The organism is Streptomyces cyaneus (genome assembly GCF_004028635.1).
GTDB classification, from domain to species: Bacteria; Actinomycetota; Actinomycetes; order Streptomycetales; family Streptomycetaceae; genus Streptomyces; species Streptomyces cyaneus.
Window position 1 is genome coordinate 663,766 of sequence record NZ_RQJW01000006.1, and the last position, 25,739, is coordinate 689,504.

The 25,739-nt window shown below is 69.7% G+C and carries 28 protein-coding genes; 21 read left to right on the top strand and 7 right to left on the bottom strand.

From position 1 onward, the window contains the following. Nucleotides 1–51: 51 nt before the first annotated feature. The 12 genes from EHO50_RS25190 to EHO50_RS25245 all read left to right on the top strand — a co-directional run bounded on the left by EHO50_RS25190 (nucleotide 52) and on the right by EHO50_RS25245 (nucleotide 8,787). Nucleotides 52–372: a pilus assembly protein gene (locus EHO50_RS25190; protein WP_128433532.1), complete on the top strand. Its 321-nt coding sequence runs from the start codon at nucleotides 52–54 to the stop codon at nucleotides 370–372. Between the two features lies 1 nt (nucleotide 373). Next, complete coding sequence (locus EHO50_RS25195) at nucleotides 374–745, top strand: TadE/TadG family type IV pilus assembly protein (protein WP_128433419.1); 372 nt, start codon at nucleotides 374–376, stop codon at nucleotides 743–745. A 12-nt stretch (nucleotides 746–757) separates the two neighbouring features. Then, nucleotides 758–2,095 (top strand): TadA family conjugal transfer-associated ATPase, encoded by a 1,338-nt coding sequence (locus EHO50_RS25200; RefSeq protein ID WP_128433420.1) that lies wholly within the window; start codon nucleotides 758–760, stop codon nucleotides 2,093–2,095. A gap of 9 nt (nucleotides 2,096–2,104) precedes the next feature. Beyond that, nucleotides 2,105–3,052 (top strand): type II secretion system F family protein, encoded by a 948-nt coding sequence (locus EHO50_RS25205; protein ID WP_128433421.1) that lies wholly within the window; start codon nucleotides 2,105–2,107, stop codon nucleotides 3,050–3,052. Between the two features lie 37 nt (nucleotides 3,053–3,089). After that, nucleotides 3,090–3,992 (top strand): DUF5936 domain-containing protein, encoded by a 903-nt coding sequence (locus EHO50_RS25210; protein ID WP_181449695.1) that lies wholly within the window; start codon nucleotides 3,090–3,092, stop codon nucleotides 3,990–3,992. 36 nt (nucleotides 3,993–4,028) lie between these two features. After that, nucleotides 4,029–5,507 (top strand): sensor histidine kinase, encoded by a 1,479-nt coding sequence (locus EHO50_RS25215; protein ID WP_425472254.1) that lies wholly within the window; start codon nucleotides 4,029–4,031, stop codon nucleotides 5,505–5,507. Further along, nucleotides 5,504–6,217, top strand: a complete 714-nt coding sequence (locus EHO50_RS25220) for a response regulator (RefSeq protein ID WP_128433423.1) — start codon at nucleotides 5,504–5,506, stop codon at nucleotides 6,215–6,217. Before EHO50_RS25215 ends, EHO50_RS25220 begins: the two co-directional genes overlap by 4 nt. A gap of 142 nt (nucleotides 6,218–6,359) precedes the next feature. Further along, nucleotides 6,360–6,557 carry a Flp family type IVb pilin gene (locus tag EHO50_RS25225; protein WP_128433424.1) on the top strand — a complete coding sequence of 66 codons (198 nt, stop codon included), beginning with the start codon at nucleotides 6,360–6,362 and terminating at the stop codon, nucleotides 6,555–6,557. After that, nucleotides 6,557–7,168 (top strand): pilus assembly protein TadG-related protein, encoded by a 612-nt coding sequence (locus EHO50_RS25230; protein ID WP_128433425.1) that lies wholly within the window; start codon nucleotides 6,557–6,559, stop codon nucleotides 7,166–7,168. The genes EHO50_RS25225 and EHO50_RS25230 overlap by 1 nt, the downstream gene beginning before the upstream one ends. A 34-nt stretch (nucleotides 7,169–7,202) precedes the next feature. Next, nucleotides 7,203–7,784, top strand: coding sequence for a hypothetical protein (locus tag EHO50_RS25235; RefSeq protein ID WP_128433426.1), 582 nt, complete (start codon nucleotides 7,203–7,205; stop codon nucleotides 7,782–7,784). Nucleotides 7,785–7,792: 8 nt separating this feature from the next. Beyond that, nucleotides 7,793–8,413, top strand: coding sequence for an OmpA family protein (locus EHO50_RS25240; RefSeq protein ID WP_128433427.1), 621 nt, complete (start codon nucleotides 7,793–7,795; stop codon nucleotides 8,411–8,413). A gap of 80 nt (nucleotides 8,414–8,493) precedes the next feature. After that, entirely contained in the window at nucleotides 8,494–8,787 is a 294-nt protein-coding gene (locus tag EHO50_RS25245) for a hypothetical protein (protein WP_128433428.1), read from the top strand. A gap of 40 nt (nucleotides 8,788–8,827) precedes the next feature. Here the strand turns inward: EHO50_RS25245 and EHO50_RS25250 are convergent, their stop codons facing one another. Then, the gene (locus tag EHO50_RS25250) at nucleotides 8,828–9,205 is read right to left on the bottom strand and encodes a DUF192 domain-containing protein (RefSeq protein WP_128433429.1); all 378 of its coding nucleotides are present in this window, start codon (nucleotides 9,203–9,205) and stop codon (nucleotides 8,828–8,830) included. Between the two features lie 73 nt (nucleotides 9,206–9,278). Here EHO50_RS25250 and EHO50_RS25255 point away from each other — a divergent pair, with 73 nt between their 5' ends. The 3 genes from EHO50_RS25255 to EHO50_RS25265 all read left to right on the top strand — a co-directional run bounded on the left by EHO50_RS25255 (nucleotide 9,279) and on the right by EHO50_RS25265 (nucleotide 11,548). Next, entirely contained in the window at nucleotides 9,279–10,157 is an 879-nt protein-coding gene (locus EHO50_RS25255; RefSeq protein WP_128433430.1) for an LLM class flavin-dependent oxidoreductase, read from the top strand. Between the two features lie 61 nt (nucleotides 10,158–10,218). After that, complete coding sequence (locus EHO50_RS25260) at nucleotides 10,219–10,707, top strand: GNAT family N-acetyltransferase (protein WP_128433431.1); 489 nt, start codon at nucleotides 10,219–10,221, stop codon at nucleotides 10,705–10,707. A gap of 37 nt (nucleotides 10,708–10,744) precedes the next feature. Further along, nucleotides 10,745–11,548, top strand: coding sequence for a class I SAM-dependent methyltransferase (locus tag EHO50_RS25265; RefSeq protein ID WP_128433432.1), 804 nt, complete (start codon nucleotides 10,745–10,747; stop codon nucleotides 11,546–11,548). Between the two features lie 39 nt (nucleotides 11,549–11,587). On the opposite strand, the gene EHO50_RS25270 is transcribed toward EHO50_RS25265, so the two are convergent. Further along, entirely contained in the window at nucleotides 11,588–12,748 is a 1,161-nt protein-coding gene (locus EHO50_RS25270; protein ID WP_128433433.1) for a winged helix DNA-binding domain-containing protein, read from the bottom strand. A gap of 736 nt (nucleotides 12,749–13,484) precedes the next feature. On the opposite strand from EHO50_RS25270, the gene EHO50_RS25275 reads away from it, so the two are divergent. From EHO50_RS25275 to EHO50_RS25295, 5 genes are all read left to right on the top strand, one after another. Further along, the gene (locus EHO50_RS25275) at nucleotides 13,485–14,069 is read left to right on the top strand and encodes a hypothetical protein (protein ID WP_128433434.1); all 585 of its coding nucleotides are present in this window, start codon (nucleotides 13,485–13,487) and stop codon (nucleotides 14,067–14,069) included. A 195-nt stretch (nucleotides 14,070–14,264) separates the two neighbouring features. After that, entirely contained in the window at nucleotides 14,265–15,038 is a 774-nt protein-coding gene (locus tag EHO50_RS25280) for an isoprenyl transferase (RefSeq protein ID WP_128433435.1), read from the top strand. Between the two features lie 353 nt (nucleotides 15,039–15,391). Then, nucleotides 15,392–16,717, top strand: coding sequence for an RNA 5'-3' helicase PhoH2 (gene phoH2, locus EHO50_RS25285; protein WP_128433436.1), 1,326 nt, complete (start codon nucleotides 15,392–15,394; stop codon nucleotides 16,715–16,717). Nucleotides 16,718–17,133: 416 nt separating this feature from the next. Beyond that, a complete protein-coding gene (locus tag EHO50_RS25290; RefSeq protein ID WP_484422069.1) occupies nucleotides 17,134–17,823 on the top strand; it encodes an aggregation-promoting factor C-terminal-like domain-containing protein in 690 nt (229 codons plus the stop codon). A gap of 141 nt (nucleotides 17,824–17,964) precedes the next feature. After that, nucleotides 17,965–19,392, top strand: coding sequence for an AI-2E family transporter (locus tag EHO50_RS25295; protein WP_128433437.1), 1,428 nt, complete (start codon nucleotides 17,965–17,967; stop codon nucleotides 19,390–19,392). 56 nt (nucleotides 19,393–19,448) lie between these two features. Here the strand turns inward: EHO50_RS25295 and EHO50_RS25300 are convergent, their stop codons facing one another. Together EHO50_RS25300 and EHO50_RS25305 are read right to left on the bottom strand one after the other, a co-directional pair. Beyond that, nucleotides 19,449–19,982, bottom strand: coding sequence for an alkyl hydroperoxide reductase (locus EHO50_RS25300; protein ID WP_128433438.1), 534 nt, complete (start codon nucleotides 19,980–19,982; stop codon nucleotides 19,449–19,451). A 5-nt stretch (nucleotides 19,983–19,987) separates the two neighbouring features. Further along, nucleotides 19,988–20,542: a peroxiredoxin gene (locus EHO50_RS25305; protein WP_128433439.1), complete on the bottom strand. Its 555-nt coding sequence runs from the start codon at nucleotides 20,540–20,542 to the stop codon at nucleotides 19,988–19,990. 136 nt (nucleotides 20,543–20,678) lie between these two features. Here EHO50_RS25305 and EHO50_RS25310 point away from each other — a divergent pair, with 136 nt between their 5' ends. Further along, nucleotides 20,679–21,626 (top strand): LysR substrate-binding domain-containing protein, encoded by a 948-nt coding sequence (locus tag EHO50_RS25310; protein WP_128433440.1) that lies wholly within the window; start codon nucleotides 20,679–20,681, stop codon nucleotides 21,624–21,626. A gap of 532 nt (nucleotides 21,627–22,158) precedes the next feature. Here the strand turns inward: EHO50_RS25310 and EHO50_RS25315 are convergent. From EHO50_RS25315 to EHO50_RS25325, 3 genes are read right to left on the bottom strand one after another with little or no spacing between them, the layout of a single operon-like run. Next, entirely contained in the window at nucleotides 22,159–24,495 is a 2,337-nt protein-coding gene (locus EHO50_RS25315) for an ABC transporter permease (protein ID WP_128433441.1), read from the bottom strand. Further along, a complete protein-coding gene (locus EHO50_RS25320; RefSeq protein WP_128433442.1) occupies nucleotides 24,492–25,181 on the bottom strand; it encodes an ABC transporter ATP-binding protein in 690 nt (229 codons plus the stop codon). The genes EHO50_RS25315 and EHO50_RS25320 overlap by 4 nt, the downstream gene beginning before the upstream one ends. Continuing rightward, on the bottom strand, nucleotides 25,178–25,702 hold the full coding sequence (locus EHO50_RS25325) for a PadR family transcriptional regulator (protein WP_128433443.1): 525 nt from the start codon (nucleotides 25,700–25,702) through the stop codon (nucleotides 25,178–25,180). Before EHO50_RS25325 ends, EHO50_RS25320 begins: the two co-directional genes overlap by 4 nt. Nucleotides 25,703–25,739 lie beyond the last annotated feature (37 nt).

Below are 25,739 nucleotides of genomic sequence, written 5' to 3' on the forward strand. Positions count from 1 at the left end.
GGGCGGCGGATCGGGGGCGACAAGGGCCAGGTCACCATCGAGTTCCTCGGCATGACCCCGCTGATCATCATCACCCTGGTGCTGGTGTGGCAGTTCGTGCTGCTGGGATACACATTCTCACTGGCGGGGAATGCTGCGGACGAGGCAGCGCGGGCGGGCGCGGCCTCCGAGGGGCAGGCGGCTTGCGAGGAGGCCGGGCTACAGCATCTGCCGAGCGCGTGGGAGGGCGGCGCCGGTGTGCAGTGCGAGGCGAACGGCCTGTACGTGACGGCCGATGTGCAGCTGGAGGTGCCCGTCCTCTTCCCCGGCTCGATCGGCTTCCCGTTCACCGTCGAGGGCCATGCGGGGGCCGTGCAGGAGGAGAAGGACTGAGATGTCGTACCGACTTTTCCCCCGCCGCGAAGGCCGCGAAGGCCGCGACCGCGGCCAGGTCGCCATCGAGTACCTCGGGTTCATCCCGATCCTGATCCTCGTCGCCATGGCCGGCGTACAGGTCGGGCTCATCGCCTACACCGCCCAGCAGGCCGGCACCGCGGCCAGGGCGGGCGCCCGGGCGGCCTCGCTGGACGAGAGCGCGCAGGACGCCTGTGCGACCGCGATCAGCGACTGGCTGTCCGTCACCTGCGTCCCCGCGGAGGGCGGCGACGAGGTCACCGTCACCGCCGTCGTCGAGATCCCGTCGATCGTCCCCGGCTGGAACTTCGACGACGCCCAGAAGACCGCGACCATGCCGCTCGACCACTGAACGAGGATCCACATGAGCCTGAGGTCACGCATCAACACCCCCGAGGAGAACACCGGGCGGGGCGAGGACGGCCACCTGGTCGCCTCGTACCGGGCCAAGCTCCTGGAGGAGATCGACCTCGCCGAGATGAGCTCGCTTGCCGCGGCCGAGCGCCGGGCCCGCCTGGAGCGGGTGCTCGGGCACATCATCAGCCGTGAGGGCCCGGTGCTGTCGACGGTCGAGCGCTCGCAGCTGATCCGCAGGGTCGTCGACGAGGCACTCGGGCTGGGCATCCTGGAGCCGCTGCTGGAGGACGCGTCGATCACCGAGATCATGGTGAACGGCCCGGACGCGATCTTCGTCGAACGCGCGGGCCGCGTCGAGCAGTTGCCGCTGCGCTTCCCCTCCCACGACCAGCTGATGCAGACCATCGAGCGGATCGTCTCGACGGTGAACCGGCGCGTGGACGAGTCGAACCCCATGGTGGACGCACGTCTGCCGTCCGGCGAGCGCGTGAACGTCATCATCCCGCCGCTGGCGCTCACCGGCGCGACGCTGACGATCCGCCGCTTCCCCCGCTCCTTCACCCTGCACGAGATGATCGGCCTCGGCTCGCTCGACGAGCCCATGGTGTATCTGCTGGCCGGGCTGGTGCAGGCGAAGTTCAACATCATCGTCTCGGGCGCCACGGGCACGGGCAAGACCACGCTGCTCAACGCCCTGTCGGGGCTGATCCCCGAGCGCGAGCGCATCATCACCATCGAGGACTCGGCCGAACTCCAGCTCCAGCAGTCCCATGTGATCCGGCTGGAGTCGCGCCCGCCGAACGTGGAGGGCAAGGGCCAGGTGACCATCCGCGACCTGGTCCGCAACTCCCTGCGCATGCGCCCCGACCGCATCGTCGTCGGTGAGGTCCGCGGCGGTGAGTCCCTGGACATGCTCCAGGCGATGTCGACCGGTCACGACGGCTCCCTCGCCACCGTGCACGCCAACAGCACGGAGGACGCCCTGATGCGACTGAAGACCCTCGCGTCCATGTCCGACGTGACGGTCCCCTTCGAGGCGCTGCACGACCAGATCAACAGCGCGGTGGACGTGATCATCCAGCTGACCCGTTTCCCGGACGGCGCCCGCAGGATCACCGAGATCGCCATCCTGGACAGCCACGGCGCGGAGCCGTACCGCCTGGCGACGGCGGCCCGCTTCAACGCCCATCCCATGACGCCGGACGGCCGCGTCCACGGCGCCTTCGCGTACTACCCCCTCCCGCGCCGCACCGCGGACCGCCTCTACATGGCGAGCCAGCCGATACCCCAGGCCTTCGGCGTCGCCCAGTCCCCGCTCGAGCTCGCCACCCGAGAAGCCAGGTAGGACCCACCCATGGACCTGCAGACCCGCATCACCCTCACGACCGGCGTCGCCCTGCTGACCTGCGCCCTGGCTGTGGTGGGCGTCCACGCCCACGCCGCCGGCCGGGCCCAGCGCCAGGCCCTGGTCGACCGCCTGACTTCCACCGGCCAGCTCACCGGATCCGGCGGCCGCCGGCGCCGCTTCACGGACCTGGACCGTCGCCTGCGCCGTACGAAGCTGGGAAAGCGGCTGGAACTCCGCCTGGCGGCAACCGGCCTGGACGTCACCCCGGGCGAGTTCTTCGTCTACATGCTGGCGACGGTGGCGGGCCTGTGGCTGATCGGCCAGGCGACCCTCGCGCCCTTCTTCGGCCCGATCGCGGGCCTCCTGGGCATCTGGGCCGCGGTCCAGTTCCTCAACTGGCAACGCCAGAAGCGCATCGAGAAGTTCATCAACCAACTCCCCGAACTGGCCCGCATCCTGGCCAACGCCGCCCACGCGGGCCTCGCCCTCCGCACGGCCATCGGCCTGGCCGCGGAGGAACTGGAGGCCCCGGCTGGCGAGGAACTCGCCAAGGTCTCCAACCAGCTGGCCCTGGGCGCCTCCATGGACGACGCTCTCGGTGAGCTCACGGAACGCCTGCCGTCCCGCGAGCTGGTCGTCCTGGTGACCACGCTGGTGCTGTCCAACCGGGCCGGCGGCCAGGTGGTCAGCGCGCTGCGGAACCTGACGGAGACGCTGGAGGAGCGCAAGGAGACGCGACGCGAGGTCCGTACACAGCTCTCCCAGGTGAGCATGACGTCGTACGCGGTCCCGGCACTGGGCGTCGGCTCCCTGTTCCTGATGAACGGCGTGAAGGACGGCGCCCTGGACCGCATGACGGGTTCGCCGGCGGGCCAGGCGGCGGTGCTGATCGCGTTCGGGCTGTACGCGGTCGGCTTCATCCTGATCCGCCGCCTGTCGCGGATCGACGTCTGAGGCGCGGGCAGGGAGGACGAAGACGATGGGGACGATGATGGGACTGGGACCACTGGGATTCCTCCTGGCGCTGGTGGCCGCCCTGAGCGTGTGGGGGATCTTCGCCGGCATCCGCATGTACCGCGCGGAGGCGAAACTGCCCGGCGATCTGGCGCTGGCCCTGGAGATCGGCGCGACCCGCACCGGCGCCGTGGACTCGCTCATCGACCGCATGGGCATGCGCTACGCCCCCGCCGTGCTGCGCCTGATGGGCCCGAAGCTGGTCGCCAAGTACCGCCGCAAGATCGACCTCGCGGGCAACCCCGGCGGCCTGACCATCGACCGCTATGCGGCCAGGCGTGCGGTGTACGGCTTCCTGGGCGCGGTCGGCTTCCTGGTGTTCCTCCTGCGCGGCCAGGTACTGATAGCTCTCCTCCTCCTGGCCTTCGGCGCCTTCTGGACGGAGGTCGGCATCTGGTCGGCGATCCGGATCAGGAAGGACGAGATCGAACGCACCCTGCCGGACTTCCTGGACGTACTGGCGGTGGTGGTGAGCGCGGGCCTGGGCTTCCGCCAGGCATTGGACCGGGTCGCCTCGAAGTACGAGGGCCCCTGGGCCGACGAACTGCGCATCACCCTGCGCCAGATGGACCTCGGCATGAGCCGCCGCCAGGCCTTCGCGGAGCTGAGGCGCAGGAACGACTCCGAGCAGGTGGCGATGTTCGTGACGGCACTCCAGCAGGGGGAGGAACTGGGCGCGCCGATCGTCGACACGCTGGTGGCGCTGGCGAAGGACATGCGCCGCACGGACGCCCAGAACGCCCGGCGGAAGGCGGCTCGGGCGGTACCCAAGGCCACGATGATGATCACGACGTTCATGGTCCCGGCGACGATGATCCTGCTGGGCGCGGGGCTGTTGCTGGGGTCGGGGACGGACTTCGGGTCGTTGACGGGGGAGTAGAGGGGAGGGCGGGCGATGGCGGGTGTGCCGGTGAGGATGAGGACGGGGTCGGGGTCGGGGTCGCGGTCGGGGAGGAGTGCGGGGTCGGAGACGAGTTCGGGGTCAGGCGCAGGGGCAGGGGCAGGGCCACCAGACACAGGCACAGACACAGGCACAGACACAGGCACAGACACAGGCCAAGGCACAGGCCCAGGGACGGGCGTACGGAGGGTCGGCTTCCGGCGTCTGCGACGCCGCGGGGCTTCCGGGAAGTCCGGGGAAGTCGAGCAGTCGTCGAAGATCCCCCTCCAGATAAACGCCCTCCAGGCGATGTGTCGCCAGGTCTTCGGCTTCCGCCTCGCCATGATCGCGCTCGCGGCACCCGGGGCCCTGCTCAACGCGGCACCGGGCCTGGGCACCCGGCTGGTGGGCGCGGCGGTGGTCATCACCTTCATGGCCTCGTACGCCCTGTTCCGCGACTGGGAACGCTTCGGACCGCTCCTCCTGCGCCACCCCACCCTCCTGGCGGTGGACACCCTCTTCACTTCCCTCCTGCTGATCTCCGCCGGCCCGGACACCACCCTGGCCTACGTCAGCGTCTGCACCCCGCTCCTGGCCGGCATCGTCTACGGCTACCGGGGCGCGGCGGTGTTCGCCAGCGCGCAGTCCCTGATCCTGCTGCTGGCCTACGCGATCAACAGGGACGCGCAGGCGGGCAGCGGCTTGGCGGAGAAGCTCCTCCTGCCGGGCCTGTGCGTCATAACGGGTGCGCTCGGCTCGTCCCTGCGCAACCTCATGCTCCGCTTCGGCACGGCCACCCAGGCCCTCACGACGATCCAGGCCCGCCTGGCGGTGACGGAGGCGGTCAGCGCGGAACGAGCCCGCCTGGCCCGCGAGATGCACGACTCGGTGGCCAAGACGCTGCACGGTGTGGCGCTGGCGGCGGAGGGGCTGGCGGCTTCCTCGGCGTCGGCCTCGATGGACCCGGCCCGCATCAGGCAGCAGGCGGAACTGGTGGCACGCTCCGCCCGCCGAGCCGCGGCGGAGTCCCGGGAACTTCTGGCGGACCTGCGCCGCGAGTCCGATCCGGACCAGGCGACGGACATCGCGTCGGAACTGGCCGCTCGTATCGAGGACTTCGCGACCCGTACCGGCATGCGAGCCGCATACGTCTCCATGGGCGAGGCCCCCGCACCTCCGGTGCCGCCGGCCGTCGCCCGTCAACTCCTCACCATCACCGAGGAGGCCATGGAGAACGCCCACCGCCACGCGAACGCGACCCGGGTCGACGTACGAGCAGGTGTCCAGGGCGACGTGCTGCATCTGACGGTCCAGGACGACGGGCAGGGACTGCCCACCGACACCAGCTCCGAACACCTCCGCCGGTCAGGCCACTTCGGTCTGATCGGCATGGCCGAACGAGCTGCCTCGATCGGCGCCCGCATGCACCTCGGCAAGGGCAGCCACTCCCGCGGCACGGAGGTCCGACTGGAACTCCCGCTGGCAGCCCTGACGACAACAAAGGCGACCACATGAACACCCCCCTCCGGATCGTCGTGGCCGACGACAACCCAGTGGTCCGCGCAGGTCTGACGGCTCTCCTCTCCGCCCACGAGGACATAACGGTCGTGGCCGAGGCGACCAACGGCCACGAGGCCCACGAGGCCGCCCTCCAGCACCGCCCCGACGCGATTCTCCTGGACGTCCGCATGCCGGGCATGGACGGCATCGAGGCGCTCCCGCACCTTGTCCGTACAGCCCCGGTGATGATGCTGACGTACAGCGGGGAGTCGGAGACGGTCCGCGCGGCGATGCGTCGAGGGGCGGTCGGCTATCTGGTGCACGGGGAGTTCACGGCGGACGAACTGGTCAGGGCGGTGCGGGACATGAAGGACGGCCGCCCCCACTTCACTTCCACGGCTTTGGCGTCCCTCGCGCAAGCAAACGCCAAGGATCCAACCGCTACAGGGAATTTCGAGGAACCGCTTTCGCAACTGCAACCAGATATGGGACAGTCGTCGTCGTACAGGTCGCGGTTCCAGCTGAGCAGGAGGGAGGCGGAGATCATGGACCTCATCGCATCGGGCATGAACAACCAGCAGATCGCCGCCGCCTGCTTCATCAGCGAGAAGACGGTCAAGAACCACATCAACAGGATCTTCGCCAAACTCCATAGCACCAGTCGCGCGGAAGCGGCGGCCAAGTGGCTGGGTACGGCCCCGGGTTCACACCCAGGACGGAGTTGACCGGCGATGACACAGCGATGGTTTTCGGCCGGGGCCCGGAATTGGGCCCAGGGACCCTCTGGTGTTTCCGGTATTCACGCTTACGTTTCTCCTGTGCATGAGCCAAGCGCTCAGCGATCGCCGGACACCGGAGGGGAACACCATGAGCAACTGGATCAACACGACCGTCGAGTACCTGCGCTCCCGTGCCGCTCGCGACGACAAGGGGCAGACGGCGGTGGAGTATCTGGGGATCATCGCGGTGGTTGTGGCGATCGTGTTGGCGATTACGGGGACGGACATCGGTCAGACGATCTTCGATGCGATCACGGACAAGATCACCGAGGTGACCGGCGGCTGATGCGACCACCAAGGTACGGCGACGCCGGGCAGGCCTTCCCCATCTACATCACGGTGGTGGCGGGCCTGCTTTTTCTCGCGTTCGCTTACCTTGCGGTCGGCCAGGCCGCGGCAAACCGGAACGGCGCCCAAACTGCGGCGGACGCGGCAGCTTTGGCGGCGGCGCTGGACACGCGGGACCAACTCGCGGGCAAGTGGGTGGAGGACGTACTCGACCCGACGAAGTGGCAGGACATTTTCGACGGTGACGTGGAGGGCCTGGATCTGTCGTGCTGGCGGGCAGATCAGCTCGCGGCGCAGAACGATGCGCATGTAGAAAGCTGCGATCCAGGGATTTTGCGCTACGAGGTCGAGGTCAGGACGGACAAGCCCGTCGGAGACTCGATCGTCCCCGGCAATGCGAACAAGAAGTCGGTGGCGTTCGCCACTGCCGTGATCGAGCCCCGGTGCACGTTCGAACTCCCCGGCGAGGGCTCCGGGGGCGGCGACGGGAACGACGTACTGCCACTGCCGCAACTCACCTGCGAGGACGAGAACTGGGACCCGGACCCGGACGATCCGACCACCCTTCCGGACCCTGAGGACCTCTTCGACGTCCATCTGGCCGACTGACAAGCGAACGACGAGTGACGAAGGAAGCAGAGGCATGAGCATTCGGTTCACGACGAAGGCCCACAGGGGGATGGTCGCGCTGACCGTTGCGGCTGGTCTGGCCCTCGGCGTGGCCGCCTGTGGCGGTGGAGGGGACGACGACAAGAAGCCGCAGGCTTCGGCTTCCGCTCCCACCAACGGTGGATCCGACCTGAGTGCCCAAGAGGGACAGGCGGACGAGCCCTTGGCGGAGTTGAAGGGTTCGGACGGACTGCTCCTCCAGATCACCTCTGCCCAGCGGGATTCTGGCGGTTTCATCACCGTGAACGGCAACCTGAAGAACGACGGGGCCAAGAGCATCTCGGTCCCGTCCGCGTTGAGCGGCAATGAGACCGAGATCATCAGGAACGGCAGGTCGCTCGGCGGTGCCACACTCGTCGACTCGAAAAGCAAGAAGCGGTACTACGTCCTGCGTGACACGGACGGCCGTCCGCTGACCACCACGGGTTTCTCGTCCCTCAAAGCCGGCGAGAGCCTGGCCGTGTTCATGCAGTTCCCCTCTCCGCCCACGGACACCGCCGAGGTCACCTTCCAGCTGCCGACCTTCGCCGCCGCGGCCATCCAGATCTCCGGATGAGGCGCCCGATGACCCGCATCTCGATCACCCTCACCGCAGCCACAGTCATGCTCGCCACCCACATCCTCGGCGCCACAACAGCCGACGCAGCCGACGACCCCGTCGTCCCGCCCGGTACCGAAGCGACAGCCGCCGCGCCCGTCGAAGTGGACGCGAACGACCCCGACCTCAAGCTTCCCGAGGGGGCGACCCTTGCGGAACCCAAGGTCCTGGACATCAAGCAGGTCGTCGAGGACCAGGCCGGTGAGGAACGCCGGGAAGACACCAACACGGACGTGAAGTTCGCCCTCCAGGCGGAGGTCCTCTTCCCCAAGGACAGCGCGAAGCTGACCGGCGAGGCGAAGGCCCGTATCTCGGAGATCGCCGAGGAGATCAAGACCCAGAAAGCCCCCCGGATCCGCGTCTTCGGCTTCACCGACAACCTCGGCTCCTCGGCCCACGGCGACGTCCTGTCCAGGAAGCGCGCGAACGCCGTACAGGGGATCCTGGAAGCGGAACTGAACGACTCGACGGTCACGTACGAGGTACGGGGGTACGGCGAGCAGTACCCGATCTCTTCGAACGCGACGGAGGCGGGGCGTAAGAAGAACCGGCGGGTGGAGGTGTCGTTCCCGCGTACGGAGGGCTGACGTGAACGTCCTGCTCGCCGGCTGGAGGGGGAGGCCGATCCGAACAGCGCATGGCCCCCTCGAGTGGCAGGATCGGTGCCATGGGCACCGAGAAGGGCTGGGTGTACCGGGTGGACGAGCCGCACGGTTCACAGGGCTGGGGCCCCTACGGCAGCCGTCCTGAGCGGTGGCGGGGGACCGTCGTCACCGACGATCCTGAAGAGACCGCCGAGTACGTCGCAGCCCTCGTCGTCACCGACCTGGTGACCGAGTGGGAGATGGGGGGCGCCGGGCAGAGGCATGTGCGCGTGATCGTCTGGGAGGACAGGGAAGGCGACGGGCCCGAGGACGCGGTGTTCACCGTGGAGATCCGACCCGACATCGACGCAGAGTGACCGATCAGCTGTCCGGCTCGTGCGAAGGCTTTGAGGCTCGTCACTCGGTCTCGACCGGCACCCGCACCCCGACCCGCACTCCGACCCGCACCCCCCACCCCGCCATCGCCCCGGCCTCCGCCTCCAGCACATGCCGTGAGCGGAGTCGGGGCAGGCCCAGGCGGCCGGGTTTCATGGTGCGTACGGCGATGACGGTGAGCTTGCGGTCGAGGTACGCGACGTCGATGGGGATGCGCATGCGGAAGGTGTGCACGCCGCTGGCGGGCGTGAGCAGCATCGCCCCGTCGACGGAGTCTCGCCCCAGGAGCCCCTTCGTACGGGCCCGATACGACGACGCGACCTCCAGGGGAACCGAAACGTCACCCCGCTCGCCGTGCACGACCATCGTCCCCGGCCCATCACGCCACCGTCGTCCCATGCGTCGGACACCTCCTGGGAGCCTCTTCAAAACTCTGTTGTCCGCCGAGTGCCGGCCGGGTAGGAAAACCCCCATGACCGGACTCGGTGCAATCTTCCGCCCCCAACTCGCCCCCGAACGACTCCGATCCGTCGCTCGCCTCGCCGACGAGTCGGGCCTCGAAGAGCTCTGGCTCTGGGAGGACTGTTTCCGGGAGGGAGGGATCTCCACGGCCGCAGCCGCACTCGCGTGGACCGAACGCGTGCGGGTCGGCATCGGACTCCTCCCCGTCCCGTTGCGGAACGTCGCCATCACCGCCATGGAAGTCGCCTCCCTCCGCCGCATGTTCCCGGGCCGTCCCATCCTCGCCGTCGGGCACGGTGTGCAGGACTGGATGGGTCAGGTCGGGGCTCGGGTCGAGTCGCCGGTGACTCTGTTGCGCGAGCATCTCGACGTGCTGCGGGCCCTGTTGCGCGGGGAGCGGGTCACCGTCGAGGGGCGGTACGTCAAGCTCGACGACGTCGCCCTCGACTGGCCGCCCGCCGAGCCGGTACCCGTCATCGCCGGGGTCACCGGGCCGCGCTCGCTGCGGCTGGCCGGTGAGGCGGCCGACGGGACGTTGCTCACCGCCTCGGCTTCGCCCGACGTGGTGCGCAAGGCGCGGCAACTCATCGACGAGGGGCGCCAGTCCGCCGGACGCGCCGGTGCCGAGCCACATCGCATCGTCGTCTATCTGCTCACCGCCACCGGGGTCGACGGTCCCGCCCGGCTCAGGGCCGAACTCGAAGCCGAGGGGCTCGCCGCCGTGCCCGACCTCGGTGTCGCCGGGGACGCCGGCGCCGTCGCGAAGGCGGTGCAGCGGCTCGCGGATGCCGGTGCCGACACCGTGGTGCTGCAGCCGACGGGGGACGAGCCCGACCCGGAGGGGTTCGTTCGGTTCGTGGCCGAGGAAGTGCGGCCGTTGGTGCCGTAGCGCGTTCGGACCGTTCGTCGGCGCAGGGGCGTTGTCAGTGGCTCCTGCCACACTCCTGGGCATGGGCGAAAAACTGAGCGACAACGACTACGCAGACGTACGGCTCCGAGACGTGCGGGACGCCGACCTCGAGGCCTTCCTCGCCTACGAGCACGACCCGGAGGCCGTCCGGCGGTCGAGATTCACGCCTCGGCCGCGCGAGGCCTTCCTGAAGCACTGGAGGACGAGAGTCCTCCCGGACGAGACCTGCCTCGTGCAGACGGTCACGGTGGGGGACGACGTGGCCGGAAGCGTCATCTCCTGGTGGGACGATGACCGCCGCTTCCTCGGCTACTGGCTCGGGCGGCCGTACTGGGGGCGGGGCATCGGCACCAAGGCCCTCGCCCTCTTCCTCGCGCTGGAGACGACCCGTCCGCTGTACGCCGACCCCTTCCACGACAACACCGCCTCCGTGCGACTCCTCGAACGCCACGGCTTCCAACGCGCCGACACGATCCACCACGGCGACGACGAACACGTACTGCTCGTTCTGTCCGCCCCGGAAAAATGAGCGGCGCCCGCTGACAACGCCCTGGGACGATCACCGTATGAAGGAGCCGCGCCCGCAGCACAGCACCCGTACCTTCGAGGACCTTGTCGCCGAAGGGGCCGCCGTGCCCACCGAAGGCTGGGACTTCTCCTGGTTCGAGGGGCGGGCCACCGAGGCGCGGCCGTCATGGGGGTATGCCGCGTCCCTCGCCGAGCGGCTCGCCCGGTCCACCGCCGCCCTCGACATCCAGACCGGGGGAGGCGAGGTGCTCGACTTCGCCCTGCGCCGCGCCGCTCCCGAGGCACCCGCCCTCGCCGTCGCCACCGAGGGCTGGCCGCCGAACATCGCCAAGGCGACCGCGCTCCTGCGCCCGCACGGCGTCGCCGTCGTCGCCTCGCCCGAGGACGCCCCGCTGCCCTTCGCCGACGGCGCCTTCGACCTCGTCAGCAGTCGGCACCCGGTCAGCCCGCACTGGGCCGAGATCGCCCGCCTCCTCCAGCCCGGCGGCACGTACTTCGCCCAGCACGTCGGGCCCCGCAGCGTCTTCGAGCTGGTCGAGTACTTCCTCGGCCCCCTCCCGCAGGAGCAGAGCGCCGGCCGCCACCCGGACCATGAGCGCGCCGACGCCGAGGCGGCCGGTCTGGAGATCGTCGAGGTGCGGGCCGAGCGGCTGCGCATGGAGTTCTACGACATCGCAGCCGTCGTCCATTTCCTGCGCAAGGTGGTGTGGATGGTCCCCGGCTTCACCGTCGAGGAGTACCGACCCCGACTGCGCGCCCTGCACGAGCAGATCCAGACCGACGGCCCCTTCGTCGCGCACAGCGCCCGCCACCTCTTCGAGGCCCGCAAGCCCGACGCCTGAGCGTGCCCGGCGCGAACCTCACACCCGTCTGCGCGCCCCTCACGCATGGGGGCCGACCGTCACCTCTCCGACCACCAACTCCGCCTTCGCCTCCAGTACCTCCCCCACCCGCTCCACCTGCTCGCCCAACTCCCGCTCCTGCCGCGCCGTCAGGCGCCGTCCGATCGGCTCCACCGTGACGGTCGTACGACGGCCCCGGCGCCGCTGGTGCCAGACCCCGGCCACCACCCCGTCCACCAACAGCACCGGATAGTTCCCCGCCTGGCCACCCGCGAGCGCCCGCCGGTACGCCTCCCCGGGGAACAGCGACTCCCGCGGCTGCGCGGCGATGGCGTACGCGTCGAAGTACGGCAGCAACCGCACGCCACGCACCCGTCCGACGGGGAACTCCGTGTCACCTGCCGCCACCCAGGCCGCCGCCCCCTCGAAGGCGACCTCCTCGACCTCCCCCGCCTGAGCCAGCCCCCTGAAGAGGCTGACTGCCCAACCCCCGGGCGCCGCCAGCCACTTGGCGAAGTGCTGGGGCGTCGCCGGGCCGTACGCGCGCAGATACCGGCGTACGAGCTCGCGCAGCGCCGCCGGCCCCGGCACCGGTCCGGGTTCGAACTCCGGCGGCCGTGTGTACGTCACCTTCCGCCCCCGGTTCGGGCCGAAGCACAGTGCGCCCGACTGGCCCGCCCGGTGCAGTACCTGCCGCCAGCGCGGCCACAGGTCCTGGAAGGCGGGCATCACCAGGTCACCGGCCCAGGAACCGGTGCGGGCGACCACCGCCTCGCCCAGCTCCTCCACAGTCAGACACACCCCGTCGAGGGCGTTCCCGATCGCCGCCACGATCTGCTCGGCCTGCTTCTCCGTCACCCGCACATCCGGCGGAAACGGGCTCGGGCCCGTCGGAATCGCGGTCAGCGCACCGCACCACAGCGGCAGCTCGGCGGCGGGCAGCAGATGGACCGTGCCGCGCGGGCCGAACGTCTTCACCAGTGAGCGGTCCTCCCAGAGCGCGGCCCGTACGTCCGCCCGAGTCACCCCGGCGGCTCGCACCCCCACCGAGGCCTCGGCCGCGGACAGCACCTGCGCATGCGCGCCCAGCATCGCCCCGACCACATCGCCGACCGGCGTGCCGCGCTCGGCGGGACGGTCCAGGAACTGCCGCTCCAGCCGCCGCGCACTCGCCTGGCCCCACGTCACAGTGACAGTCATACGGCGACGTTAGGCCGGATAGAGGTCAGATTCTGTCCGCTTGGTGGCCCGCCGCCCTGTGTCGCCCTGTGCCGCCCCGCGCCGCCCTGTGCCGTGCGATGCAAACCGTGCATCCGTGCGCAAACGCCCTTCGCCTCCTGCGCATCAAAGGAGTCCACACCTTTTCCACATTGTTATGACGGCCGACTCGATTTCCCTCCACCTCTCACGTAAGTTCAGACCAAGGTAATTCGCGTAAGCAAAGCTGCGCGGCGGCACCGCGCAGCGGAGGGGGCTGCGCGGTGCTGCGCACCCGTACGCACCCCTGATGGACGCGCATCGCATCGGACCCGCTTGCGCCCTGCGGAGTCGTGCGCCTCGTCAAGTGGACGTTCGCGGTCGGGGTCACCCGGGGGAGGGAAGCACGGACAAGTCACCGAGCGGGGCCCAAGGTGCGGCAAACCCTCCGGATCCGACCGCATCCCACGCGTTTCCCCTGGGAATCGGCCCCGATCCCGTCGAGAATCCGCCACGAAAGCGCCCTGTCATGGATACCGGGCCGTCGCCGAGCGATTTCGGAGAGTGATTGTGGCACGCCGATGCGCGCAGCATCCCTCACGAAGGGTTATGGTGGAAACCCCCCCTCGGGCCGGTCCGTCTCCCCCCCACGGACCGGCCCGTTTTCTTTGCCCTCGGACACCCCTGAGCCGCCCTCGCACCGGCGGCCGAACTTCGTCCGCGCACTAGAGTCCGGCCCATGTCGAACGATCATCCGACTCCACCGACTCCGCCCACCCCGCCGGGCCCGTCCGGGCCATACGGCTCGCAGGGCCCCTACGGCATGCAGCCCCCGCACCCGCAGCCGCCCTTCGGTCAGCCGACCCCATACGGTCAGCCGACCCCGTACGGCCAGCCGGCTCCCTACGGCCCCCCGTACCCGTACGCCCCGGCACCGTTCCTCACCATGCCCAGCCCGGTACGCGCCGCCCAGGTCGTGATCTGGGTGATGGCGGGCATAGGCCTGCTGCTCACGATCGTCGTGGCCGCTGTCTCCGGCGCCGAGGCCTCAGGGCGGTTCTTCTCGACGTTCCTGCTGACCATCCCGCTGTTCATCCTGGCCTTCCGCTATCCGACGGCGGGCAACGGCGTCCGTGTCGCCTCCATAGTCCTGGCGAGCGTGCAGATCGTCTTCGGTCTGGGTTCGCTGGCGAACCGGGTGCCGGGCGGCGTCATCGCCCTCGCCGGGGCCATCACCGTCGTGGTGCTGCTCAGTCAGGGCGGCGCGTCGCTGTGGTTCCGCCGGCCGCGCCCCGGAGCCGTACCGCAGGGGCCGTACGTGTGACACCCATGGGCGGTGCCCCGGCGCGACAGGGGTAGGCTTCGCCTCCGGGGACCGCCATACGGACAGGGACCGCCCCGGGAGGGTGCTGACTCTCCTAGACCGCGCCGCGACCATCGCCGCGCACCGATCATCGCGACCACCGCGACCACGCCGGGGCCGCGCCTGTCCGATCCGTACGGAGGGGCTGACAAACACGTGAACCTGCGCGACAAGCTGCGCGGCCTGCTGGTCAGGCTGTACGCACGCCGGGTGGAGGGTCACCTGGACCACGCTCAGGTGCCCAAGCACATCGGCGTCATCATGGACGGCAACCGGCGCTGGGCGAAGGCCGCGGGTTCCACCACCGTGCACGGTCACCGGGCGGGTGCCGAGAAGATCGAGGAGTTCCTCGGCTGGTGCTCCGAGACGGACGTCGAGGTCGTCACCCTCTGGCTGCTGTCCACGGACAACTTCGACCGGCCGCAGGACGAGCTCGTCCCGCTCCTCGGCATCATCGAGGACGTCGTCCGTACCCTCGCCGCCGACGGGCGCTGGCGGGTGCACCACGTCGGCACGCCCGACCTGCTGCCGTCCGGGATGCAGACCACCCTCAAGGAGGCCGAGGAGGCCACCGCGCACGTCGACGGGATACTGGTCAACGTCGCCATCGGCTACGGCGGTCGCCAGGAGATCGCCGACGCCGTGCGCTCGATGATCGTCGACGCCCAGGACAAGGGCACCTCGATGGAGGACCTCGCCGAGTCCGTCAGCGTCGACCTGATCGGCAGCCACCTCTACACCGGCGACCAGCCCGACCCGGACCTCGTGATCCGTACCAGCGGCGAGCAGCGGCTGTCCGGATTCATGCTCTGGCAGACCGCCCACTCCGAGTACTACTTCTGCGAGGTCTTCTGGCCGGCCTTCCGCAAGGTCGACTTCCTGCGGGCCCTGCGCGACTACGCGGCCCGGCACCGGCGTTACGGCGGCTGAGCCCCTTTCGGCCAGCTGATCGCCGTATCCGGCCGAGACGAAAGTCACCCTCTCCGGGACAGAAGTAACAAGGAGTTCACCAGCGCGCCGTCATATGCGCTGGCATGGCACCGCATGTTCGAGGGCATAAGCCAAGCAGGTCGACGCCCGAACCACGGGTGTCGTATCTCAGCGGGCGGCGCCGGAGCCGTCCGCCCGGGAGGCCCTTTGCACCAGCTCGACCGTGCGGTCACGGCACGGAAGAAGCAGTGGAGGGCCGGTTTTCGGCCCTTGCACGGCGTGCAGGGCGGCCGACGACCGGTCCAGCTCCACTCCGTCGCTCCCCGACCTCATCCGAGGGGGTACGTCCTTCCGTGGTGACCAGCACAAAGCGCCACAAGCCAGACCGGCGCACCTACGTTCTCGACACCAGCGTCCTGCTGGCCGACCCGAACGCCCTGAACCGCTTCGACGAGCACGAGGTCGTGCTCCCCATCGTCGTGGTGACGGAACTGGAGGCCAAGCGGCACCATCCCGAACTCGGTTACTTCGCCCGGCAGGCACTGCGCCTGCTCGACGAGTTCCGGGTGAAGTACGGCCGTCTCGATGCCCCCATCCCGACCGGGGACCTCGGCGGGACCGTCCGTGTCGAGCTCAACCACTCGGACCCCAGCGTTCTGCCGACCGGCTACCGCCTGGGGGACAACGACTCCCGCATCCTCGCCGTGGCCCGCAATCTGCAGGCCGAGGGGTTCGACGTCACCGTCGTGTCGAAGGACCTGCCGCTCAGGATCAAGGCCTCGTCCGTCGGTCTGCTCGCCGAGGAGTACCGAGCCGAGCTCGCCATCACGGACTCCTCCGGTTGGACCGGAATGTCCGAACTGACCCTACCGGGTGAGCAGGTGGACGTCCTCTTCGAGGAGGGGCATGTCTATGTCCCCGAGGCCTCCGAGATGCCGGTGCACACCGGACTGATGATCCAGTCCGAGCGCGGCAAGGCGCTGGGCCGGATCACGCCCGAGGGCAACGTCCGGCTGGTGCGCGGTGATCGGGAGGCCTTCGGCATCAAGGGCCGCAGTGCCGAGCAGCGGATCGCGCTCGACCTGCTGCTCGACCCGGACGTCGGGATCGTGTCCATGGGCGGCCGGGCCGGCACCGGCAAGTCGGCGCTGGCGCTGTGCGCCGGTCTCGAGGCCGTGCTGGAGCGGCGTCAGCACCAGAAGGTGATGGTCTTCCGGCCGCTGTACGCGGTGGGCGGGCAGGAACTCGGCTATCTGCCCGGGTCCGAGGCCGAGAAGATGAGCCCCTGGGCGCAGGCGGTCTTCGACACGCTGTCCGCGGTCACCAGCCGCGAGGTCATCGAGGAGGTCACTTCCCGCGGCATGCTGGAGGTGCTGCCCCTCACCCACATCCGCGGACGCTCGCTGCACGACGCGTTCGTGATCGTGGACGAGGCACAGTCACTGGAAAGGAATGTCCTGCTGACTGTTCTGTCCCGAATTGGCGCTAATTCGCGGGTGGTTCTCACCCATGACGTGGCCCAGCGGGACAATCTGAGGGTCGGGCGCTACGACGGTGTCGTCGCCGTCGTGGAGAAGCTGAAGGGGCATCCCCTCTTCGCCCACGTCACGCTGACGCGGTCCGAGAGGTCCCAGATTGCCGCCCTTGTGACCGAAATGCTGGAGGACGGGCAGATCTGACCCAAGTGCTCAACTTGCGGTAGCTACTCGCTGGTTGGCGCCGTTCGGAAAGGCCGAGAGCCTATCCGGGCGGCGCCTCGGCGTGTGCGGCTTTCCGCAAAACCCCTGGGACAAACGAGGTGTGAGCTTTCACACGCAACACAGAATTGCCTTGCGGCGTCCGGTTACGGCAGAGTCTCACTCCTGTCAGGCCCCGCATACGACACACCTGTACCCCCAGCGGTACGGCACCACAGCAACACCACCCAACTGCATAACGCCGTCGTATGCCGCCCGAGTCACCACGCGGCGCTCTCCTCGCGGGAGTTGCCCACCGGGTCCGAGCCTCCCGTGACCCCGCAGTTGGGAGGCCAGCGCCAGGGGCACGATTGCGTCCGCCAGGGTCACCGAAGCGGGCGATGCTGGAAGGAAACCGTGTGAGTCCGATTTCGGTCAGGGGATTCGCAGTGGCCTCGGCCACCGCGGTCACCGCTGTCGGAAGCGTCGTCGGCGTTGCCTCGGGCAGCACCGCGCAGAACAACGACGCCGAGGCGACGGCTGCTGCCGATTCGACGCTTCTCGCGGACATACCCGCGGGCCAGCAGGCCCAGGTGCAGACCGAGTCCCTGACGGCGCAGGCCAACGTACAGGCCATCGCCGCGGACGTCAGCGCCAAGAAGGATGCTGAGGAGTCGGCCCGCAAGGCCGCCGCCGAGACCGCGTTCGAGAAGAAGGAAGCCGCCGAGAAGGCGGCGCAGGAAGCCAAGGAGCGCGAAGAGGCCGAGGCGAAGGCCTCCCGGTCCTCCTCCGCGGACTTCCCCATCCAGAGCTCGTACACCATCGAGCAGATCCAGGCGATGGCCCGCCAGATGGTGCCGAGCGACCAGTTCCAGTGCTTCAGCAACATCGTGGACCACGAGTCCAGCTGGAACTACCAGGCGGTCAACGCCTCCTCCGGCGCCTACGGCCTCTTCCAGGCCCTGCCCGGTTCCAAGATGTCGTCCGTCGGCTCGGACTGGCAGACGAACCCGGCAACCCAGATCAAGTGGGGCCTGAACTACATGAACGAGCGCTACGACAGCCCCTGTGGCGCCTGGTCGTTCTGGCAGGCCAACCACTGGTACTGAGCCCGCCGCTCAACCTTCGCGCAGCCCCTCACCGTCTCTTGGGTGAGGGGCTTTCGCTCTGCTGCGTGCATTGCCCTGTACGGTCGGACGCAACGACTCCAGGGGGGAGTGGTGGGGAGAGACGGGGGAAGAGGACGGATCATGTCGCGAGTGCCAGGGTGGCTCGGTCGGCTCGGCGCCGGACTGACCGAGATGAGTGAGCGGTTGGACGAGCGTCGCGCCGCGGTGGAACGGGAGAGCGACGAGCTCCAGCCGGTGCGGCGCACCGCGGTCGAGGACCCGCCGCCCGAGCCCTCCGCCGGCGACGCCCTCCCGCCGCCCGCCGACCACGTCCCACGGCCCCCCGACTACGCGCCCGCGGCTCCGCCGCCCCGGCCCGACCCCGCACAGGTCGTGCCGTGGGGCGTACGGGTCGCGGCGGAGGCCGGCTGGCGGCTGCTGGTGCTGGCCGGCACCGTCTGGGTGCTGATGCGGGTCATCAGCGCCGTACAACTCGTCGTGCTGGCCTTCGTCATCGCGCTGCTCCTCACCGCGCTGATGCAGCCCTCGGTGGCGTGGCTGAGGCGGCGCGGCGTGCCGCGCGGGCCGGCCACCGCCCTGACCGCGATCCTCGGGTTCGTCGTCATCGGGCTGATGGGCTGGTTCGTGACCTGGCAGGTCATGGAGAACATCGACAACCTCTCCGACCAGGTCCAGGACGGCATCGACGAGCTCCGCAACTGGCTGCTCAACAGCCCCTTCCATGTCACCGACAAGCAGATCAACGAGATCGCCGAGAACCTCCGAGAGGCGATCGGCGCCAACACAGACGCGATCACCTCGGCCGGCCTCGAAGGTGTCACCGTGGTCGTCGAGGCCCTCACCGGCATTCTGCTGGCGGCCTTCTCGACCCTCTTTCTGCTCTACGACGGCAAGCGCATCTGGGAGTGGACGCTGAAGCTCGTGCCGGCCGCGGCCCGGCCGGGCGTCGCCGGCGCCGGCCCGCGCGCGTGGGCGACGCTCACGGCGTACGTACGCGGCACGATGCTCGTCGCCCTGATCGACGCCGTCTTCATCGGCATCGGCATCTACTTCCTCGATGTGCCGATGGCCGTCCCGCTGGCCGTCTTCATCTTCCTGTTCTCCTTCATCCCGCTCGTCGGCGCGGTGGCCTCCGGCGCGCTGGCGGTGGTGGTGGCCCTGGTGACGCAGGGCGTGTTCACCGCGGTCATGACGCTCGCCGTCGTCCTCGCCGTCCAGCAGATCGAGGGCCACGTCCTGCAGCCGTTCATCCTCGGGCGCGCGGTCCGCGTCCACCCGCTGGCGGTGGTGCTGTCGGTGGCGGCCGGCGGCATGGTGGCGGGGATCGGCGGCGCGGTGGTGGCCGTACCGCTGGTGGCGGTGTCGAACACGATCGTGGGGTATCTGCGGGCCTACTCGCAGCAGGCGGCTCGTCGCTACGCGCCCGAACCGAGGGGAGCGACGGCGATGGATGCGGCTCCCGTGGACCCGCCGCCGCCCGAGAAGGACAAGGGCGGGGACAAGGGCAGGGACGTGGACGAGGACAAGGACGTGTCTGCCGCGGAGTGATGACAAGGGCCCGTTCACCCTGAGGGTGAACGGGCCCTGCGTTTGTCGGCGAAGGGCTACTCCGCCAGCACAGCCTCCGCGTCCAGCGTGACGCCGATCGCCTGGATCACGGACGCGATCTTGAACGCCTCCTGGACCGTCTCGCGGTCCACGCCCGCCTTGCGCAGCACCTGCTCGTGCGAGTCGAGGCACAGGCCGCAGCCGTTGATGGCGGACACCGCGAAGGACCACAGCTCGAAGTCGACCTTGTCGACACCGGGGTTGCCGATGACGTTCATCCGCAGACCCGCACGCAGGTTGCCGTACTCGTGGTCGGACAGCAGATGCCGGGTCCGGTAGAAGACGTTGTTCATCGCCATCACGGCGGCCGCGGACTTCGCCGCGGTGTACGCCTCCGGCGTGAGGTTCGCCTTCGCCTCCGGTGCCAGCTCGCGCAGCACGATCGGGGAGCGGGAGGCGATCGCGGTGGCGAGCACCGTGCCCCACAGCTGCTGCGCCGGGAGGTCCGAATTGCCGATGACCGAGCCCAGGTTGAGCTTCAGGTCCTTGGCGTAGTCCGGAATGCGGGACTTGAGGGAGTCGAGGGACATGCCGGTCACTCTCCCGCGAGGAGCTTGACCGGGTCCAGGGTGTCCTCGCCCTTGCTCCAGTTGCACGGGCACAGCTCGTCGGTCTGCAGGGCGTCCAGGACCCGCAGGACCTCCTTGGGGTTACGGCCGACGGAGCCGGCGGTCACCATGGAGAACTGGATCTCGTTGTTCTGGTCGACGATGAACACCGCGCGCTTGGCGAAGCCGTCCTCGCCCTCGATGCCGAGGTCGCGCATCAGCTCGTGCTTGGAGTCGGCCATCATCGGGAACGGCAGGTCGCGCAGGTCGTCGTGGTCCTTGCGCCAGGCGTGGTGCACGAACTCCGAGTCGCCGGAGAAGCCGAGGACCTGGGCGTCGCGGTCGGCGAACTCCTCGTTCAGCTTGCCGAAGGCCGCGATCTCGGTCGGGCAGACGAAGGTGAAGTCCTTCGGCCAGGCGAAGACGATCTTCCACTTGCCCTCGTAGGTCTTGTGGTCGATCGTCTCGAACTCCTTGCCCTTCTCCAGCGAGACGCAGGCGGTCAGTTCGAACTCGGGGAACTTGTCACCGACAGTGAGCACGCGCTCTCCTTGCAGCGAAGAGACACCTGTTCGGTACAGGTGTCTCCCTTTGGGTTGGACCTTACCGATGCTGGCACAACCTGCATTGATACGGGAAATAGCTACACTCGGTCAGGTTGATCGGAGGTACCTATTGATGGCCGTGGGCAAGAAGCGGCAGCCCAGCCTCGCCCAGTTGCGGGCCTTCGCCGCCGTCGCCGAGCATCTCCACTTCCGGGACGCGGCGGCCGCGATCGGTATGAGTCAGCCCGCGCTCTCGGGTGCCGTGTCCGCCCTGGAGGAGGCCCTCGGGGTCACGCTGCTGGAGCGAACGACCCGCAAGGTGCTGCTCTCCCCGGCCGGCGAGCGGCTGGCCGTACGGGCGAAGGCGGTGCTGGCGGAGGTCGGGGCGCTGATGGAGGAGGCGGAGGCGGTCCGGGCGCCGTTCACCGGTGCCCTGCGCCTCGGGGTCATCCCCACCGTCGCGCCGTATCTGCTGCCGACCGTCCTGCGCCTCGTCCACGACCGGTATCCGCACCTCGACCTCCAGGTGCACGAGGAGCAGACCGCCAGCCTCGTCGAGGGGCTCACCACCGGCCGTCTGGACCTGCTGCTCCTCGCCGTGCCGCTCGGCGTGCCCGGGGTTGCCGAACTCCCGCTCTTCGACGAGGACTTCGTGCTCGTCACCCCGCTCGACCACCGGCTCGGCGGCCGGGAGGGCATCCCGCGCGAGGCCCTCAAGGAGCTGAACCTGCTGCTCCTGGACGAGGGGCACTGCCTGCGCGACCAGGCACTCGACATCTGCCGGGAGGCCGGTCGCGAGGATGCGCCGGTCACCACGACGGCCGCCGGGCTGTCCACGCTCGTGCAGCTCGTCGCGGGCGGCCTGGGCTGCACGCTGCTGCCGCGTACCGCCCTCAAGCTGGAGACGACCCGCAGCAGCCAGCTCCTCACCGGCTACTTCGCGAACCCGGCGCCCACCCGCCGCGTCGCCCTCGCCATGCGTTCGGGGGCGGCGCGCGGAGCGGAGTACGAGGAACTGGCGTCAGCCCTGCGCGAGGCCCTGCGCCCGCTGCCCGTACGGGTGTGGGGCGGGGAGGTGTGAGCCCGGCGTGGGCCTTCGCGGCCGGTGAGGAGCAGGGGGGACGGCTTGGTGCACAGGCGCGGTGCGGCGTGTGGCGTCGCGACCGGCTGGCGCCTGACCCGCGCTTGGGCAGTGTCTGCTGACCGCAGGCCGACCGGACGGCTGTGCCCAAGGGCGGGACGGCAGTCGCAGTGTCGTGCGTGTGCGGGAGGCCCTGCGCCTGCTGCCCGTTCGGGTGCTGGATGCGGTGCGTGAGCCCGCGTGGCCTTCGCGGCCGACGAGGGGCAGGGGGACGGCTTGGCGCACAGGCGCGGTGTGGCGCCCGTAGATGTCGTGCGTGTGCGGGAGGCTCTGCGTCTGTTGCCCGCTCGGGTGTGGGGTGGGGAGGTGTGAGCCCGCGTAGGGCTGTCGGGTTCGGCGAGTGCTGCGGGCGGACTCCGTGGAGGCCTGTTCGGCTCGGGCTTGACCGGTGGCTTGGTCGTGGCTGTTGGCCGCAGGGCATGCGGACCGGTGTGGTCCGGATGTCCTGCGGCCAGTGGGGAGGCGGCGGTAGCTACTCCGTGCGCAGGCCGTCCGGGCGCATCAGGCGCAGCAGCGGCGGCAGGCTGAGCAGGGTCACCGCGAGGACGATGCCGGCGCCGACGGCCGTCATCGACAGCATGCTCGTCCAGTCCACCATCACCGGCGTGGCCGTCATCCGCAGCAGGACCGCGCCCAGCGTCAGCCCCACCACCGAGGACAGCAGCAGGCCCAGGGCGATCGGGATCGCCGTCTGCCACAGCACCGACAGGCTCAGCGTGCGGCGCCGGGTGCCGAAGGCGACCAGGGACGACAGCAGCTTCTTGCGGTCGCGCAGCTGCTCCAGCTGGGAGACCAGCAGGCTCGCGCCGATCAGCGCCATGACACAGACGGCGCCGACGAACAGGCCGGTGCGGATGGTGGCGTAGCGGTCGGCCGTCTGTGTGGAGTACCAGGTCATGGGGTAGGACAGCGGGTCCGCGGCCGTCGCCGTGTTCCGCACCCGGTCGTACGCGTCCGGCACCGAGCGGTCGAGCTTGAGGAACACCTGCCCCTGCAGCGCCGGCGTGGCCGCCGCGGGCAGCGCCTTCGGGGTGACGAGGAAGCCACCTCGCTGCATGCCCATGAAGTCCTCCTGCGTGCGGGCCGGCTTCAGGCCCTTCGGCACGGTCCAGGCGATCTCCTGCCGCGGTGGCCCGCCCTCGTACGACGGGTCCAGATACAGCGTCCGGCCCGGCTGCTTCGCCAGCTTCGGGGTGTCCTCGTCGTACTCGGAGTTCGACACGTAGAAGATGTCGCCGTCCCGGCAGGAGGGAAGCTTGGCCGCCTGGCGCAGCGACGCGCAGTCGCCGACGGTCATCTCGGCACCCATGTCCGGGTCCTTGCGCCGCTCGCCCAGGTAGCCCTCGGCGAGTGCGTAGACCTGCTGGACGCCCTTGGTGTCCTGGAACTTCTCGACAGCCGGGTCGAGTTGGGAGCCACGGGACATGGACACCTGCATCTGCGCCCGCTGGGTGTCGTACCGGGACTGCTTGGTGTAGTCGCTCTCCACCCCGGCGAACAGCATCTGCAGTGCGATCGCCCCGGCGACCGCCACCGCGACGCCGTTGACCATGCGGGCCGCCGTGCCGCTGCTCAACTGCAGCCTGCGGACGGCGAGTTGCCAGGCGACGCCGCCCGAGCCGAGCCGGGCGACGACCGCCTCGACGATCCACGGCAGCAGCGTGGTCACGCCGATGAGCAGCAGGAGTACGCCGCCGATGACCAGGTACTCGTTGAAGGTGCCGTTGTCGCGGCCCTGGCCGATCATCGGCCAGAGCATCGCGAGGCCGCCCAGCGGCAGCAGCAGCCGCCACCACAGCCGACGCCGCGAGGGCTTCGCCGTACGCACCACGCCGAGCGGCTCGATCACCACCCCGCGCATCGCGAACAGCGTGACCAGCACCGCCGCCGCCGGGACCGCGAGGCCGACCAGCAGGGCGAGGGCGGGGGAGGGGTTGAGGTAGCTCGGGAAGACGCTGACGTCGAACACCTCGACCGAGCCCGCGATCTGGCGCCCGATCAGGAAGAAGCCCGTACCGAAGACCAGCCCGAGCACCGAGCCCGCCAGCGCCTCGCCGGCCGCGATCCGCCGGGTCATCCGGCTGTCGGAGCCGACCAGCCGCAGCGCCGCGAGGCGGCGGTCACGCCGCTCACCGCCGAAGCGCACGGCCGCGGCGATGAAGACGGCGACCGGCATCAGCAGCACCACGAAGACGACGATGACCAGCAGGAGCAGCACGGGATCGGTCTGCGTCTCGGTCGGGCTCGTGTCACCGAACCGTTCGATACGGGCGACCCGGGCGCCGTCGATGTACGGCGCGAGGCCGTCGCCGCCCCGGAAGAAGGCGAGTTCGTGCGAGCCGATCAGCCCGCTCTCCCCGATGGTCCCGACGATCCGCTCGGGCAGCCGCTCGCGCAGCAGCTTCGCGCCGTCCGACTCCAGCAGCCTCTTCAGCGCGGGCGAGACGACCATCTCGCCCACCGCCGGGAACTTCTCCAGTCCCGGCGGCAGCGGTGCCCGGGCTCCCTCGGGCTCCAGTGCCCGGCCGCGGATGTCCTCGTTGCGGAAGTCCGTGTCGACGTCCGCGACGATCAGGGTGCGGTCCGACTTCTTCAGATCCGTGTAGCTGTAGTCGATGTCGGCGCGGGCGCTCTCCCGCTCGTGCCGGACCGACTGCATGTTGGGGACAGCGGTCGTCAGCAGCAGCAACGCCACCCCGAGCCCGACCCCGACGGCCGTCAGCAGGGCACGAACCCAGCCCTCACGTCCGCCGGCGAAGGCGAACCGCACCCCCATGGCCAGATCCTTGGCCCACTGACCCCTGCTCATACGACGCGCTCCATGTCCCGGGACTTGCCGTCCCGTACGACGATCTCGCGGTCGGAGTAGGCGGCGACCCGTGCCTCGTGCGTGACGAGGACGACGGCGGCGTTGGTCGACCGGGCGGCGTCCGTCAGCAGCTCCATCACGCGCTCGCCGTTGAGGGAGTCGAGCGCGCCGGTCGGCTCGTCGGCGAACAGCACGCGCGGGTTGGTGACCAGTGCGCGGGCCACGGCGACGCGCTGCCCCTGACCGCCGGAGACCTCGCCGGGCCGCTTCTTGCGCAGGTCGTCGACCTCCAGCCGCTCCATCCAGGTCAGCGCGGCCTTCTCGGCCTCCTTGCGGGAGGTGCCGTTCAGCCGCAGCGGAAGGGCGACGTTCTCGACGCAGGTGAGTTCCGGTACGAGCTGCCCGAACTGGAAGACGAACCCGAACTCCGAGCGCCGCAGGGCGCTGCGCTGGGCGTCGCTCATGGTGGCCAGCTCGCGCCCGTTGTAGGTGATGGACCCCGAGTCGGGCGGCACGATGCCGGCGAGGCAGTGCAGCAACGTCGACTTGCCGGAGCCGGACGGCCCCATCACGGCGACGACCTCGCCGGGGTGGATGGAGAACTCGGCCCCGTCGAGCGCGACGGTCGGGCCGTAGGCCTTGCGCAGCTCCTGGGCCGCGAGCAGGGAACCGGGAGGCGGAGTCACTTGGTCACCACCTCGGCCAGCTTGTCGAGGCGCGCGGCGGTGAGCTCCAGCCAGCGCAGGTCGGCCTCGAGGTGGAAGAGGGCGTGGTCGCAGATCAGCTGATCGGCGAGATCGCCCTTGCGCTTGCGGTCGGTGAGGATCCGCATCATGCGCAGGTGCTCGGCGCGCTGGTTGTCGAGGATGTCGGCCGCGTTGCGCCGGGTGAGCAGGGCGAGGACGACCTTGGTGTAGAGGGTCGACTGAAGGTACGGCTCCGGCTTCTCGGGCGTCGCGAGCCACTGCTGGACGTCGGTGATCCCGGCGTCGGTGATGGCGTACCGCTTGCGCTCGGGCCCGCCGCCGGGCTCGATCCCGTCGACCTCGACGAGCCCGTTCTTCAGCAGCCGGGACATCGTCGAGTAGACCTGGCCGTAGTGCAGCGGCCGGTCGTGACCGAACTTCTCGTCGAAGGCCCGCTTCAGGTCGTAGCCGTGACGGGGGCCTGATTCCAGGAGCCCCAGGAGTGTGTGACCGATGGACATGCCAAGGACTCTACACGGGGTGTATACGCCGCATGTA